The organism is Shewanella sp. SM29 (assembly GCF_025654245.1).
Lineage (GTDB): Bacteria > Pseudomonadota > Gammaproteobacteria > Enterobacterales > Shewanellaceae > Shewanella > Shewanella oncorhynchi.
In genome coordinates, this window is sequence record NZ_JAKKRN010000003.1 from 200,735 (window position 1) to 217,200 (window position 16,466).

A 16,466-nucleotide genomic window follows, 5' to 3' on the forward strand; every position below is an offset into this window, starting at 1 on the left:
AGACGTAGCCGTTAAAAATGCGTTTATTCATCAATGCATTCGACCATAAATGAGCTTAGTCATTAATTGAATCATTAACTTAACATAAGTGTAGGCTTGGAACGATGCATTTTAGGTGCGGTTTACCTCTTCATCTAATGCCATTAATTCATGAGACGTGATTGGTTTATGAGCAATAAAACTCCATTAGTGTTTGCCATGGTTGCCGGAGAACTCTCAGGCGATATTTTAGGTGCAGGTTTAATGGCTGCGCTGCAAAAGACCCATCCCGATGCGCGTTTTGTCGGTATCGGTGGACCCCGCATGGAAGCCCTAGGCTTCAAATCCCTGTTTGCGATGGAAGAACTCGCAGTGATGGGAATCGTTGAAGTGTTATCCCGTCTACCTCGCTTATTAAAAGTGCGGTCATCCTTGATTAAAGAGATCACCGCGCTTAAGCCCGATTGTTTTATTGGTATAGATGCACCGGATTTTAATATAGGCCTCGAGCTTAAACTTAAAGCGTGCGGTATTAAAACCGTCCATTATGTGAGCCCATCCGTGTGGGCATGGCGCCCAAAACGTATATTCAAAATCGCGAAGGCGACCCATATGGTGTTGTCGCTATTGCCATTTGAGAAAGCTTTTTATGACAAGCATCAAGTACCTTGCACCTTTGTGGGTCATACCTTAGCGGATGATATTCCGTTGCGAAGCGATAAAGCGGCGGCGCGTCAGTTACTTGAACTCGATGCCGATGCAGAATATTTAGCGATTCTACCGGGATCCCGTGGTGGCGAGTTAAAGCAACTGGCTGAGCCTTTCGTGAAGGCGGCTTTACTGATTAAACAGAACTTCCCTGATATACGTTTTGTGACGCCACTGGTCAATCAAAAACGCCGTGAGCAATTTGAGCAAGCGCTGAAGGATTTTGCACCGGATCTCGAAATTCATATGGTCGAAGGTCAGTCGCGCGAAGTCATGGCGGCTGCCGATGGCATTTTATTAGCATCAGGCACTGCGACGTTAGAAGCCATGTTGGTTAAGCGTCCAATGGTGGTGGCTTATCGTGTTAGCCCTATGACCTATTGGATTGCTAAGCGCATGATGCAGGTCGAGCGTTTTTCTTTACCGAATCTACTGGCTGGAAAAGATCTCGTCCCTGAGCTCATTCAAGAAGATTGCACGCCAGAGAAAATAGCTGCGGCGGTCACAGTCGAGTTAAATCGAGATTTTACGCCGCTCAAAGCTGAGTTTGATGCCCTGCACCAAGTGTTACGCCGTGATGCGAGCTTAAAAGCCGCTGAAGCGGTAATGGCACTGGTTGAGCCTAAACCAAGTCATGCTAAATCGCTGGAGGCTAACTAGTGGCAACTTTTAAAAGTTTAACCGACGCCGATTTGCTGGCCTTTTCGACGGGATTAATTGCTGGTGTGGATGAAGTCGGCCGTGGGCCTTTAGTCGGCGATGTAGTGACTGCGGCTGTGATTTTAGATCCAAACAAGCCCATCAGTGGTCTGAATGATTCCAAGAAACTCAGTGAGAAGCGCCGCGAAGCTTTGTTTGATGAGATTTGTGAAAAAGCCCTGTGTTATCACGTGGGCCGCGCAAGTCCTGCTGAAATCGATACGCTTAATATCTTGCATGCCACTATGTTGGCAATGCAGCGCGCGGTTGCAGGGCTTAAGATTGCGCCTGCGTTGGTGTTAGTCGATGGCAATCGCAGTCCGGCATTTGTTGCCCATAATGGCGCCTCGCTTACCAGTCACAGCATCATTAAAGGTGATGGTTTAATTGCCAGTATTAGTGCCGCATCGATTATCGCCAAAGTGACGCGGGATCGTGAGATGGATGTGCTCGATGCTGCTTATCCGCAATACGGTTTTGCTAAGCATAAGGGCTATCCGACTAAGGCGCATTTTGAGGCCATCGCCGAACATGGGGTGTTTGACCAATATCGTAAAAGTTTTAAACCCGTCAAGGCATTACTGGGACTGTAAGCTGTGCTCCCAAGCTACCTGAAGATACGAGTTTCAGGTTGTTTGGGTATAAGTTCCCGTTATCCAGCAAAGTCACTGGCTCTGGCTGCGTGACTTTGTTAGTCTGCTTTCTAGTTATTGTTAACCTGCTATTCAAAGATAATCCTAATTATGTCCGATCCTCGTTTTGTGCATCTTCGTGTCCACAGTGACTTCTCTATGACCGATGGCGTGGCCAAGGTCAAGCCTATTTTGGCGCAGGTGGAAGCGCAGGGAATGGCCGCGGTCGCCTTGACTGACCAAAATAACTTTTGTGGTTTGGTGAAGTTTTACAGTGGTTGCCATGGTGCGGGGATCAAGCCGATTATTGGTGCCGATTTTTGGATGCAAGTGCCCGGATTTGAAGGCGAATTATGCGCCTTAACCATTATTGCGATGAATAATGTCGGTTATCAGAATCTGACTCAAATCATCAGTCAAGCCTATTTGCGTGGCCAAGTGGCCGGCCGTGTAGTGATAGACCAAGAGTGGTTACTCACTTATAACGAAGGCATTTTGCTGTTATCGGGCGCCAAAGAAGGCGATCTGGGTAAGGCACTGCTCAAGGGCAATGGCACACAAGTCGAATCTTTATGTGAGTTTTATCAGACCCATTTCACTGACCGTTATTTCCTCGAACTTATCCGCACAGGTCGACCCGATGAAGAGCGTTATCTGCATATGGCTGTGGCCTTAGCGCAGGAGAAGGGCATCCCTGTGGTGGCGACTAATCAGGTGGTGTTTCTTAAACCCGAAGATTTTGATGCCCACGAAATTCGGGTGGCAATTCACGATGGCTTTACCCTTGCCGATCCTCGTCGACCTAAAAAATACAGTGAACAGCAGTATTTGCGTAGCGAAGAGGAAATGTGTGAACTATTCGCCGACATTCCTGCGGCGTTGGCGAACAGTGTCGAAATCGCTAAACGCTGTAATGTAACGATCCGTTTATACGAATATTTCCTGCCCAACTTCCCGACGGGCGATATGTCCATCGAAGACTTTCTGGTCGATTGTTCGAAGAAAGGCCTTGAAGAGCGGCTCGAGTTTTTGTTCCCTGATCCTGAGGTGCGCGCCGAGAAACGCGGCGAATACGATGAGCGCCTCGACATTGAACTTAAAGTGATCAACCAGATGGGGTTCCCCGGTTACTTCTTGATCGTAATGGAGTTCATCCAATGGGGTAAAGATAACGGTATTCCAGTAGGGCCTGGTCGGGGCTCGGGCGCGGGTTCACTCGTGGCCTATGCGCTTAAGATTACCGACTTAGACCCATTGGAATTTGACTTACTGTTCGAGCGATTCCTCAACCCTGAGCGGGTTTCTATGCCCGACTTTGACGTCGACTTTTGCATGGATAGACGTGATGAAGTGATCGACCATGTGGCCGAATTGTACGGCCGCGAAGCGGTATCGCAAATCATCACCTTCGGAACTATGGCGGCAAAAGCGGTTATTCGCGACGTTGGCCGCGTGCTGGGTCATCCCTATGGCTTCGTTGACCGAATTTCTAAACTCATTCCACCAGAACCTGGGATGACGCTGGCAAAAGCGTTTGAGGTCGAGCCAGCCCTGCAAGAATCCTATGATGCCGATGAAGACGTAAAAGATCTGATCGACATGTGTCGCAAGCTCGAAGGTGTGACGCGTAACGCCGGTAAACACGCGGGTGGTGTGGTGATTGCACCGACAAAAATTACCGATTTTGCGCCGCTCTATTGCGATGCTGAAGGTAAAAACCCAGTAACACAATTCGATAAAAACGACGTCGAAACCGCAGGTTTAGTTAAATTCGACTTTTTGGGTTTACGTACTTTGACCATTATCGACTGGGCACTGGAGATGGTGAACAAGGTCGAGGTCAAAAACGGTCGCCCACCTGTGCGTATCGAAGCGATTCCGTTAACGGATGCTGCATCTTTCCGCTTGTTGCAAAAATATGAAACCACAGCGGTATTCCAGTTGGAATCCCGCGGTATGAAGGATTTGATTAAACGTCTGCAGCCCGACTGTTTTGAAGACATGATCGCACTGGTGGCATTGTTCCGCCCTGGGCCTTTGCAATCGGGCATGGTAGATAACTTCATCGAGCGTAAGCATGGGCGCGAAGAAGTGTCTTATCCCGATTCACAGTACCAGCATGAATCACTAAAAGAACTGCTATCGCCGACCTACGGTATTATTCTGTATCAAGAGCAAGTGATGCAGATTGCACAGGTGTTATCGGGTTACACCCTTGGCGGCGCCGACATGTTGCGCCGTGCTATGGGTAAGAAAAAGCCCGAAGAGATGGCCAAGCAGCGCAGTATCTTTAAAGAGGGCGCAATCAATAACGGCGTCGACGGCGACTTGTCGATGAAGATCTTCGACTTAGTGGAAAAGTTCGCCGGCTACGGTTTTAACAAATCTCACTCAGCCGCCTATGCGCTTGTGTCTTATCAGACCTTATGGCTAAAAACCCATTATCCTTCGCAGTTTATGGCGGCGGTAATGTCGGCCGATATGGACAACACAGATAAAATTGTGACTTTGGTCGATGAATGCGAGCGTATGGGATTACCGCTCATTCCTCCGGATGTGAACAAAGGCTTGTTCAAATTTACCGTCGATGATGATTTGCGCATTGTTTATGGCATTGGCGCCATTAAAGGCGTGGGTGAAGGTCCAGTTGAATCGATTTTAGAGGCGCGTAAAGATGGCCCCTTCGTGGATTTATTCGATTTCTGTGCCCGTATCGATTTGAAAAAGCTCAATAAGCGCGTGATTGAAAAGCTGATCTGCGCGGGTGCACTCGATACTCTTGGGCCGCATCGTGCGTCTATGATGGCAACCTTGCCCGAAGCGATTCGCGCCGCCGATCAACATGCCAAAGCCGAGGCGATTGGCCAACACGATATGTTTGGTTTGCTCAACAGTGAACCCGAAGACAGTAAGCAGCAGTTTGTCGAATGTACCCCATGGCCAGATAAAATTTGGCTCGAAGGCGAGCGCGAAACCTTAGGCTTGTATTTGACTGGTCATCCGATCAATCAATATTTAAAAGAGCTTAAGCATTACACGTCCGGTCGTTTGAAAGATGTGCATCCCACCGAACGGGGTAAAACCGCTAAGGCTGCGGGGTTAGTGGTGGCAACGCGAGTGATGCTGACCAAGCGCGGCTCGAAAATGGGCCTGTTGACACTCGATGATAAGAGCGCACGTCTTGAAATCATGTTGTTTACCGAAGCCTTTGAAAAATTTAATCATCTGCTGGAGAAAGACCGCATCCTCATTTGTGAAGGTGAGGTGAGTTACGATGATTTTGCCGGCGGCAACCGCATGACGGCGCGTAACATCATTGATATCAGTGAGGCGCGCAGCCACTTTGCCAAGGCGCTGGAAATTGATATGGATGGCAGCGAGTTAACGCCATCGGCGTTAGACACTTTCGAGCAAGCCCTAAGCCCGTGGCGTAACGGTGCTGTGCCTGTGGTGATCAATTACACTCAAGCTCAAGCCAAAGGTCAGTTTAGGTTAGCTGATGCTTGGCGAGTGAATCCGACCGATGACTTGATGCTCTCGCTCGAATCGCTCCTCGGGCCAAACAAGGTGAGAATTTTATTCTAATGTTGGTGAATGTCTTAGGTGTAAACAGATGAAGTTAACTTATGTCGGCTAAGTTTGACGAAGCATTGACTGCTGGCGATCTCAGCGCGCATATCTGTGATTTTCTGGCTGCGCAATCCTTAGCGCCTGACAGCAAGTTAGTACTGGCTTACAGTGGTGGGGTTGATTCCGAAGTCTTGGCCTTTGGTTTAAGCCAGTTTGCACGGAAACATCCGGAGTTTAATTATCAGCTAGTGTATGTACACCATGGCCTAAGCGATAACGCTGAGGCTTGGGCACAGCATTGCCTTGAGCGGGGCCAGTATTACGACCTGCCCGTGATAGTTGAGCGAGTCACGGTTAATCGTGGGCCAAGATTGAGCCTTGAAGCTGAAGCACGAAAAGTCCGTTATCAGGCGATTGAGCGGCATTTAAGTGCCAATGATGTGTTGCTGACGGCTCACCATGAAGACGATCAGCTTGAGACTATTCTGCTGGCGCTGAAACGTGGACAAGGACCAAAAGGATTGGCGGCCATGGGACAAGTTCAAGCATTAGCACAAGGCAGACAACTGCGGCCTTTATTGGATATCAGCCGTGAGCAAATTGAAGCCTACGCAAAACAGCAAGGCTTAGTGCATATCGAAGATGAAAGTAATCAAGACGATAAGTACGATCGAAATTTTTTACGCTTAGAAATCATTCCCCGCTTAAAAGCGCGTTGGCCGAGTATTGCGACAACCGCGAGTCGCAGTGCGGCATTGTGCGCCGAACAACAGGCGACGCTGGATTTACAGGTGAGTGAACGTTTACCTTTATGGTTAACCCAAGCGCCTTACCATACTCAAAGTGTATTCAAGCTCGATGGTTTTGCCGAACAGTCAGTCGACTGGCAAGCGTTACTCTTACGTGGCTTTATTGAATCCCAAGGATTCGCCTTGCCCTCAAAGGTGCAGCTTAAGCAAATCATCACTCAGCTTCTTAACGCGAAAGACGATGCTAAAGTGCATATTCGAGTGGGCGAGTGTGAAATCCGTCGCTTTGCTAATCAAGTCTATTTATTCAAGTATCAAACTCACAAACGTCACACTCAGCCTGTGAGTTGGACGTTGCCACAGCATGACTTTATTTCTTTATTACAGGGAGATAGTACCGAATTAGTCGTGTCGCCTGCGGGCTTAGCGAATGGTGAGCAGATTAGGTTGATAGTGACAAAACAAGGTCCCAGAGTCCGTTTACCTTGGCCTAATGAAGTCGTTAGTGTGCGTTATCAACTTGCGGGACAATTTCGCTGCCACCCGCATTCTCGGGGTAAGGGGCGAGAATTAAAGAAACTGTGGCAAGAGTTTGCCATTCCTCCTTGGGTACGCGAAAAGGTGGGGTTTGTGTTTTATGGCGAGCAACTGGTGATGGCAATTGGACTGTGGGTTGAAAAGGGCTTTATTGTTGAGTCGAATGGACTTGGTTTACAGGTGCTTGTTGAGGAAGTAAAGGAATTCTAGTCGAGAGTTCATCTTGGAATATTGGTGTGTTCTAGGAAAGCGAGAGGAGAGTGGAACGCAGCGCGTCAGTTTGATTTAGACCTTTATGGGGTACGCGCTGCGAGTGAGTTATCGCATTTCATTTGGCATCCCTGCGCGTGTTAAACTAATTGATTTTGGCTGAGTTTATAGCAGTTACGTCCGGCGGCTTTGGCTTGATAAAGCGCCTTATCGGCAAGTTCATAAAGTTGTTCGGCTTCAATGGTATCGTGTGATTCTGCCGCCCCTAAACTACAGCTCACCCCAAATTGATTGAAACTACTGTGCTGATTGATTACCGAGACAATCCGTTCACATAACAAGCCAGCCGCATGAATATTGCCTTGGACAATAATGACGAATTCATCACCACCAATCCTGAAGGCTTGATCTGTATTGCGTATGGTTACACGAATGATGTCACCAAATTCCTTCAGAATATAGTCACCACATTTATGGCCGAATTTATCATTAAGTTGTTTAAAGTTATCAAGATCAAGCACTATCAGAGCGACTGCTCCTTGTTTTCGATGGGCTCTGGCGGTCGCATTACTGAGACTCTGACTGTAATAATGGCGATTGCCTAAGCCAGTGAGCGAGTCAAACATAGCTTGCATCGACATTTCTTGATATTGCAACGCATTTAATAAAGGTTGCAATAACAGCGGTTCAATATCCTGTAAGTTTGAGGTTTGTGATGGCGTAAATGGCGTCACCAGTTGGTACTGAATCGTTAATGGCATTCCTGCACACATGAGCTGTCGTTTGACGCTGATACCATAACGTTTGCCCCAGCTGAATTTGTGCTCGCTATAGGTTAAGCGCACGCCTTGGATCGGCAAGTGTTGTCCCAGCACTTTGCCATAGCAGGCAAAGACTGTCCTAGGATCTAAACTGGCATGCAGTTGTTGGATCACTTGTATCAAGTCCAATGGATTATCATTGGGACTATAATGTTCTGTTTGATAGCGATATTCGTCGGGATACAGCTCGGTCGCTAGGCCAAAGTCCATAATCATCACTCCAGCAAATGTTAGTGCGATACATCTCTAACCTAGTCTAAGCAAATACCGTGCCGCAATATTTGTTAATAAAATTTGTCTTTGTTAGTCATTCAGTTAAGCTTAAAACTCAGCGTTAGATTTTTTGACACGTCAGCATTTTGACAGGAGTCATAGCCCCCAATGGAACATAGCTTTTTAATCCAAGTATTACTTATGCTCGTGATTGCCATTGTGGCCATTGCTGTGCTGCGTCGTTTGGGCCTACCCGCAATTCTGGCTTATTTACTCACAGGGGTTGTGAGTGGCCCGAGTGGTTTTCATTGGTTTACCCAGCATCAAATGCAATCTGTCGCCGAGCTTGGCGTTGTGCTGCTGATGTTTACCTTAGGCTTAGAGTTCTCTGTGCCGCGGCTGTGGGCCATGCGCCGAACTGTATTTGGCTTAGGCAGTGCGCAGATGGTGATCACGACCCTGTTGACCATGGGCGTGGCCCTATTGTGAGGCCTGAATTGGGTTGAAGCCTTGGTTATCGGTGCTGCCATCGCGTTGTCATCTACTGCTATTGTCCTCAAATTACTCAATGAACAGGGATGGCTGAGGCGCCGCCACGGCGAACTCTCCGTCAGCGTGCTTTTGTTCCAAGATTTAGCGGTTGTGCCGTTGTTGATCCTATTGCCATTACTGGCCAATGGCGGCGAACCTTTGATGGTCGCGGATATCGCCTTTGCCTTGCTCAAAGGCATATTGGCCTTTTTCCTCTTAATGGCGTTTGGTAAGTGGGCGTTGCCGCGGATATTTGATGAGGTTGCGCGTTCTCGCTCCAATGAGCTGTTTGTATTATCGACCTTAGTCGTTGCGCTTGTCACAGGGGCTTTTACTCAGTGGCTAGGATTATCTATGGCGCTGGGGGCATTTATGGCGGGTATGCTGCTGGGAGAAAGCCAGTACCGCCGCCAACTTGAGGCGGATATACGACCGTTTCGCGATCTATTGATGGGACTGTTTTTCATCTCCATTGGCATGATGCTGGACTTTACCTTAGTGATGCGTTTCTGGTGGCAGATACTGCTGATCTTAGTGGCTGTTGTGCTAGGTAAGGCGCTGATCATTCATGGCATTTTAAGATTAGTAGGCGAGCCTTTTCGAATTGCGATGAGTACGGCTATGAGCTTAGCTCAAGTGGGGGAGTTCAGTTTTGTGGTATTGGCTTTAGCGGTCAACTATCAACTTTTAAATAATGAGATCAGTACCATATTAGTCATGGTCGCCGTGCTTTCCATGGCAATAGCTCCTTGGTTAGTTCGGCATAGTGTGGATATTGCTAAGTGGGTGCTGGGGATCCGTCAAGCAAAGCATGTGGATGAAGCTGTGCCATTGATGATGGATGATCATGAGCTGGTGATGATTTTTGGTTACGGCCGAGTAGGACAAACCATTGCCCGTTTTTTAAAAACTGAAGCTGTACCCTATCTGGTATTGGATCTCGATCCAACGCGTGTCACTGAAGCGCGTCGTGCTGGCGAACCTATTTATTTCGGTGATGTGTGTAAACGGGCAATTTTAAAACAAATGGGCGTTAAACAGGCCAAGATGATCGTTATCACTTTTTGTGAGTCACGTAGTTTAGAAGAAGTCTTACCTTTATGTAAGTTATTGGCACCAGAGGCTAAAATTTTAGTTAGAACTAAAGACGACAGCGATCTAGACTTGCTTAAAAAGGCGGGAGCTAATCAAGTGATCCCTGAGTCTTTAGAGGGGAGCTTGATGTTAGTATCGCAGGTATTACACCAATGTGGTGTGCCATTGGCACGGATCCTAAAACGGCTAGAATCTGAGCGGCGCAATCATTATCAATTTTTACACGGCTTCTTTTCCGGCACAGAAACTGATTTTACTTTAGAGTCATTGCATGCGGTGGCATTACCGCGTGGGGCTGACGCGATTGGTAAAACGGTTGCCGATATCTTGTGGGAAACATTGAAAGTAGAGTTAAGGGCGATTCGTCGCAATGGCGCCGAAGTGGAACATCCTGAGCAGGACTGGGTTTTTCGTGCAGGGGATATCTTACTGATAGTAGGTAAACCACGAAGACTTGAGAAAGCCGAGGCTAAGCTCCTACATGGCTAAAGGCCTGAGGGTCACTCTTTTGAGATCGATGAAAATGCAGATATAAAAATGCCGACATAGTGTCGGCATTTTTGTCTGGAACTTGTTAACTTAAATTAGACAAAGTCTAATTACAGAATAACTACGTTCGCAGCTTGAGGACCTTTTTGGCCTTGTTCGATGTCAAAAGAAACCTTTTGACCTTCAGCAAGAGTTTTAAAGCCTTCTGAAACGATTGCGCGGAAATGAACGAATGCGTCAGCGCCACCATTGTCAGGAGAAATAAAACCAAAACCTTTATCTTCGTTAAACCATTTAACTACACCAGTAGTTTTAGACATGAATGTCTCCAAAATTTTCAAACAAATAATTCGCAATTATGCGGTATGTTAGCCAGAAATAGAATTATTTACATTGATGATAAGTTATGAGTGGAAAGCTTCATGACAGCAAAAAAAATATTACAGGCGTAGCGAAGGTTTTCAAATACATAATATTGCTTATAAATAGGTCTGAATCACAGGCCGGAGTGCAGATTAACATACTCTAGGGGTTTGTATAGTTTTATTTTTAAATACCTCTCATATTGAAACTGCTTTTTTGCGACTTATTGAGTGCGAAATTAGATATAACTATTAATATTCAATCATTTATATTGTATTTTTGATTGTTGTCTAGTGTGAAAATATTTTTTATGTTTGCCACGACTGACTTGCGATTAACCTTTTAATCCGTTCCATTAGGCTTAAATGCGGCTTGTATGCTTAGGTAAGGATTCTGTCATGATTCGTTACGTTATTGAATTGTTGCTTATTTGTGGTTAATGGTATTCTCGTCATCCAATAAAAACGTGCTTGAGCTATGGATTCAGGGCGATAACTTTAGATTGAATATAATAAGAATGGAGAATGACGTTGAAAACAGTACTAAAACGGATTGGACTCGGCAGCTTAGTCTTAGTGCTGTTATTAGTGGCGCTGGCCGCCCATGAATGGTTTGCGAAAAAGCCGTTTTTCTTTCGCGCATTTCTAGACCGCAGTGTGGTCAAGATGGCTTTCGAAAGCCCTGAGACCTTAACCTCATTGGGTTTCTTAGAATCGGTAGGGATTACAGGCCATAACGCCGATTTGGATGATGATAGTCCAGAGGCGATGGATAAGACTTTCGCGCAAGTGCGAGATCTGCGTGAAACCTTATTGAGCTATTCCGATACGGATTTAGATGAAAATCAACGCATATCCAAGGATATAGCCTTATATCTTGCCGATTTCGCATTGGTCTCTGAGCCCTATCGTTACCATAACTATCCGCTGAATCAGTTGTTTGGCGTGCAAAACGGGTATCCAAGCTTTATGCAGGCGCAGCACCAAGTGCATTCTGTGGGCGATGCTGAAAACTATCTGTCGCGTTTACAAAAGGTGAAACTTAAGTTTGCGCAAACTCTCGAAGGTTTAAAAATTCGTGAGGCTAAGGGGATTATCCCGCCAAAGTTTGTGATTGAGCGTGTTCTGACCGAGATGAATGAGTTTGTCGCGATGCCAGTGCAAGACAATATTCTCTACAGTTCCTTCAAAACTAAATTGGCTGACACGGATATCAGTGCCGATGAGCAAGCACGGTTATTGGCAGCGGCGGAAGCGGACATTAAAGGTTACGTGCATCCAGCGTATCAATTATTTATCGACTACCTTACCCAGCTACAAGCCAAAGCTGGGACGGATGATGGTTATTGGGCGCTGCCTAATGGCAACCTTGCTTATGAGCAACTGCTGAAGTTCTTCACGACCACCAATTACACTGCGGATGAAATCCATGCCAAAGGGCTGGCAGAGGTAGATCGCATTCAAAATGAAATCATGACTATATTAGCCGCTGAAGGTTACGATGTGGGCCAAGGTTTCTCGGTCGCGATTGAAGCATTAGCCGCCGATCCTAAGTTTTACTACGAGGATAGCGATGCGGGTAGGGCGCAAATCCTCGTCGATTATCAAGCGATTCTTGATGAAGTGAATGCGGGACTCAGTGATGCCTTTCGTATTCGACCCGAAGCGGGCATGGAAGTGGTGCGTATTCCTGAGTTTAAAGAGAAAACAGCGCCAGGTGCCTATTATCAGCAGCCCGCGATTGACGGTAGTCGTCCAGGGCGTTTCTATGCCAATTTATATGACATCAAGGCCACGCCTAAATACGGTATGCGCACTTTAGCCTACCACGAGGGGATCCCTGGGCATCATTTCCAAATTGCGGTGGCGATGGAGTTAGAAGGTATGCCACTTATTCGTAAGATGGCGCCTTTTACGGCGTACATTGAAGGTTGGGCTTTATATAGCGAACGTTTGGCGTGGGAGCTCGGTTTTCAAAAGGATCCCTTTGATAATATTGGTCGTCTGCAGGCAGAGTTGTTCCGCGCTGTGCGTCTAGTGGTAGATACAGGTATTCATCATAGCCGTTGGACTCGCGAGCAAGCGATTGACTATATGAAGAAAAATACTGGCATGTCCGATCGTGATGTCACGGCAGAGATTGAGCGTTATATCGTTATGCCAGGTCAAGCGACGGCTTATAAAGTCGGCATGATGAAAATTCTCGAACTGCGCGAAAAAGCCAAGTTGGCCTTAGGTGATAAGTTCGATCTCAGGGATTTCCACGATGTAGTTCTGAAGAATGGTGCAGTTCCTTTGGATATCTTAGAAACACTGGTCGACCGCTACATTGCTGATAAAAAAAGTGCTGGGGCTAAAGCCACTGACGCTAAAGCGAAAATTTAGCGTTTGGCGGTAACAGTTAATGCTTGGCTATTAATAGTAAAGCATTGTTTATCAATTGTTTACATCTAAGTAAGGCCAGTTCCATGTCTGCGGATAAGTTTGTTATTTTTATCCTGCGGGCATGGTGGTACTGTCTATCGTGGCTATCATTCTGGCTTTCGGCCAAGGCTTTCAATACAATCCCACACAACTTATTGATAAATGTCGCGCGGCAATGGCTTGCTATTGCTCGGCGTTGATGTTTTTAGTTTCAAGGTTTTTACATGAATCGCTTGTCCCCCCAAGATCCTATCCAATTGACTCGAACCACGATTGAGTCATTATTCACGCCGCCAACCTTAATGCGCGCCCGTGATTATGTGATGAAGGGACGGGTGTTGAGCGCCAAAGCGAACGCCGATTTTCGTCATATTGAAGGTCGTGTCATGGGGACGGAATCCCAGCCCTATCGGCAGGATATTCGCCTTGTCAGCATGAACCATAAGTTGATCATGAATGGCTTCTGTTCATGTCCCGCCACTGGGCATTGCAAACATATTGCTGCCGTACTTTACAGTTTACTGAGTGATAGAACCGTTGAAGATCAACGTATTGCTCAGTGGTTACATCTGCTAGACGAAAGTGATGATCTCACGGTTTCAAATGTTGATTTACTCTACGACGATCGCGTGCTGTACGTGTTATCTAAAGATGATAACGGTGTCTTTCTTGAGCTAAGAAAAGGCAAGTTGGCGAAGAATGGTGGCTATAACAAAGGCTCGAAAATCGCTTTATCCGACGTGCAATATTACATGCCCGCTTGGATTGGCGCAGAAGACGTGCTCATCATCAATCTCATCATGTCAACCCGTCGCCATGGTGCCTCGCGTCTGTATCTTAAAGCTCAGTTAGGTGCCATGGCACTGGAAAAAATGCTCGTCACTGGGCGGTGTTTTTGGGAAGAGAGTCGTTTACCGCTCACCCGAGGTGAAGCGAGCAAGCCCGAATTCATTTGGCTAGATAAGGATGCCGAGCATAAACAAATGCAGTTAATACTGCCCAATAAGGACAATTGGGAGCTGATCCCCTGTGAGCCACCGACTTATATCGATTTAGATTATTTTAAAGTTGGCGCATTGGATACCGAGATCAGTGTTGAAAAGCTGTTATTACTCAGCCAGATGCCGCCGGTGCCTAGCTCACAGATTGAACTGGTGAGCCACAAATTGATTAAGCATTTTTCGGCGAAAACGGTACCTACACCTGCTTTGATTGATTTTGTCGAGCTGCAAGTGCCGCTTCAAGTTAGGTTGACCTTAACATCGCAGGATTTACCTGAGTTTGCTATGGCGCAGCCATTAGTGCTGCTGGAGTTTATCTATCAAGATGTGGTGCTCGGCGGTCAGTATCCCGACGAGCCCTTTTCCTTAGTCACTCATCAAGGCAAAACCTATCAAGTCGCGCGTCAACTCGATGCGGAAATGGATGCGATTAATCGTTTGATGGCATTGGAACTGGTGGAGCTTGCGCCTTCTTTTATCCCTAACAGTGGCAGCTATGTCAGTATTTGGGGGTTAGGTTCACTGCCTGAAACGATTGATGCTTGGTTGCACTTTATTCAACAGGAAATCCCGGCGCTAGAGGCTTTAGGTTACCAAGTACATTTTGCCGACAATTTCAGCTTAAATGTCATTGATACTCCGCTGGCGATTGAGCTGGATGATACGCAAGAGGGTTGGTTTTCTCTGTCACTGAATGCTGACATCGATGGTCAAATAGTGCCTATGCTGCCCTTAATTGCCACTTGGCTTAAGCAGTACGGTGAGCCCGCCGATGATGCAGAGCTGCTGTTACCCAGCCCAAATGGTGATTGGTTAAAAGTCAAAGCCAGCGTGATTAAGCCGCTGATCAGCATTATTTTAGAACTGTTCGATAGCCACAAAGGCAACAGCGTGTCTTTGCCTAAATACCGTGCCCACTTATTAAATGATTTTGCCGACAGTGATATTCGTTTGCTTAATGGTGAACGAGTGCGCAGTTTAGCGACTAAGCTCGAAAATTTTAACGGTGTGTTAGAGGTCACAGTCCCAGACAACTTAAATGCTGAGTTACGCCAGTATCAACAGCAAGGCTTAAATTGGCTCTGTTTCTTAAAGGAATATCAGCTTGGCGGTATTTTGGCCGATGATATGGGGCTGGGTAAAACCATTCAAACCTTGGCTTTTTTACTTAAGCAGCAAGAACTAAAATCCACAGTGGCAAGTTGTTCACCGAGTTTAATTATTTGCCCAACGAGCTTGGTGGGTAATTGGGCGAAAGAAGCCGCGAAATTTGCGCCTTCGTTAAAGCTAGTCGTTATTCATGGTGCTTTACGCAAGCCTTTACTCGAACGCTTAAATGAGTTTGATATTGTGGTGACGACCTATCCGCTGATCGTGCGCGACAGTGACTATTATCAACGGCAGATGTTTGAACATATCGTGCTGGATGAAGCGCAGCAGATAAAAAATGCGCAGGCGAAAGTGACTCAAGTGATTAAAGATCTTAAAGCGCCGTTTAGATTGTGCCTGTCGGGTACGCCGCTTGAAAATCACTTAGGTGAACTTAAGTCTTTGATGGATTTTTGTTTGCCCGGACTACTCGGCACGAATGCCTTCTTTAACAAATCCTTTAGGCACAAAATCGAACGTTATGGCGATATGGAGCAAGCACAAATCTTGAGTCAGCGGATTGCGCCTTTTGTGTTGCGTCGAACCAAAGATGAAGTGGTCGGTGAATTACCCCCTAAAACCGAAATTTACCAGAGTTTAGAGTTAGAAAAAGATCAGCGAAATCTCTACGAGAGTATTCGACTGGTGATGGAGAAAAAACTGCGGGATTTATTTGCCACTCAAGGCGTTGGTAGCAGTCATATCGAGTTTCTCGATGCCTTACTTAAGTTGCGCCAAGCCTGCTGCGATCCGCGCTTGGTGAAGTTAGAGCAAGCGCAGAAAGTGAAGAATAATGCTAAGTTAGACTGGCTGAAGCAGAACTTACCAGAAATGGTGCAAGAGGGGCGTAAGATATTGATCTTCAGCCAGTTCACTAGCATGCTCAGCTTGATTGAAGCTGAGCTGGTGGACTTGGGGCTCGATTACAGTAAGCTCACAGGACAAACTCGCCTGCGCCAAGCGCAGATAGATAAGTTCCAAGAGGGCGATACGCCTGTGTTCTTAATCAGCTTAAAAGCGGGCGGCACTGGGCTCAATCTCACCGCGGCGGATACTGTGATCCACTATGATCCCTGGTGGAATCCTGCGGCGGAAAAACAGGCTACGGATAGAGCCCATCGTATCGGCCAAGATAAGCCCGTTTTTGTCTATAAGCTGATTGCAGAAGGTACAGTAGAAGAAAAAATCCAAGAAATGCAGCAGCATAAGCAAAGTTTGGCGGACAGTATTCTCGAAGGTAAAGGCAAGGGCACATGGCAAGGAAGCGCCGATGAACTGTTATCGCTCTTTAGCTAAA

The 16,466-nt window shown here is 46.7% G+C and carries 8 protein-coding genes and 1 pseudogene; 7 read left to right on the top strand and 2 right to left on the bottom strand.

Annotation, left to right across the window (positions count from 1 at the left end):
* Window positions 1–168 precede the first annotated feature (168 nt).
* The 4 genes from lpxB to tilS all read left to right on the top strand — a co-directional run bounded on the left by lpxB (window position 169) and on the right by tilS (window position 7,084).
* A complete protein-coding gene (gene lpxB / locus L5L77_RS03280; RefSeq protein ID WP_198573603.1) occupies window positions 169–1,347 on the top strand; it encodes a lipid-A-disaccharide synthase in 1,179 nt (392 codons plus the stop codon).
* Complete coding sequence (gene rnhB, locus L5L77_RS03285; RefSeq protein ID WP_263222036.1) at window positions 1,347–1,979, top strand: ribonuclease HII; 633 nt, start codon at window positions 1,347–1,349, stop codon at window positions 1,977–1,979. Before lpxB ends, rnhB begins: the two co-directional genes overlap by 1 nt.
* A gap of 150 nt (window positions 1,980–2,129) precedes the next feature.
* On the top strand, window positions 2,130–5,603 hold the full coding sequence (gene dnaE, locus L5L77_RS03290) for a DNA polymerase III subunit alpha (protein ID WP_263222037.1): 3,474 nt from the start codon (window positions 2,130–2,132) through the stop codon (window positions 5,601–5,603).
* A gap of 41 nt (window positions 5,604–5,644) precedes the next feature.
* Entirely contained in the window at window positions 5,645–7,084 is a 1,440-nt protein-coding gene (tilS, locus tag L5L77_RS03295) for a tRNA lysidine(34) synthetase TilS (RefSeq protein ID WP_263222039.1), read from the top strand.
* Window positions 7,085–7,224: 140 nt separating this feature from the next.
* Here tilS and L5L77_RS03300 read toward each other — a convergent pair whose 3' ends face one another.
* Complete coding sequence (locus L5L77_RS03300) at window positions 7,225–8,115, bottom strand: GGDEF domain-containing protein (RefSeq protein ID WP_263184670.1); 891 nt, start codon at window positions 8,113–8,115, stop codon at window positions 7,225–7,227.
* Window positions 8,116–8,286: 171 nt separating this feature from the next.
* Between L5L77_RS03300 and L5L77_RS03305 the strand changes: the two are divergent.
* A pseudogene (locus L5L77_RS03305) lies at window positions 8,287–10,233 on the top strand (monovalent cation:proton antiporter-2 (CPA2) family protein).
* Window positions 10,234–10,343: 110 nt separating this feature from the next.
* Here the strand turns inward: L5L77_RS03305 and L5L77_RS03310 are convergent.
* On the bottom strand, window positions 10,344–10,553 hold the full coding sequence (locus L5L77_RS03310; protein ID WP_006080998.1) for a cold-shock protein: 210 nt from the start codon (window positions 10,551–10,553) through the stop codon (window positions 10,344–10,346).
* A gap of 567 nt (window positions 10,554–11,120) precedes the next feature.
* Here L5L77_RS03310 and L5L77_RS03315 point away from each other — a divergent pair.
* Both L5L77_RS03315 and L5L77_RS03320 read left to right on the top strand, forming a co-directional pair.
* The gene (locus L5L77_RS03315; RefSeq protein WP_263222041.1) at window positions 11,121–12,980 is read left to right on the top strand and encodes a DUF885 domain-containing protein; all 1,860 of its coding nucleotides are present in this window, start codon (window positions 11,121–11,123) and stop codon (window positions 12,978–12,980) included.
* Between the two features lie 263 nt (window positions 12,981–13,243).
* Window positions 13,244–16,465, top strand: coding sequence for a DEAD/DEAH box helicase (locus L5L77_RS03320; protein ID WP_263222043.1), 3,222 nt, complete (start codon window positions 13,244–13,246; stop codon window positions 16,463–16,465).
* The last annotated feature ends 1 nt before the right edge of the window (window position 16,466 follow it).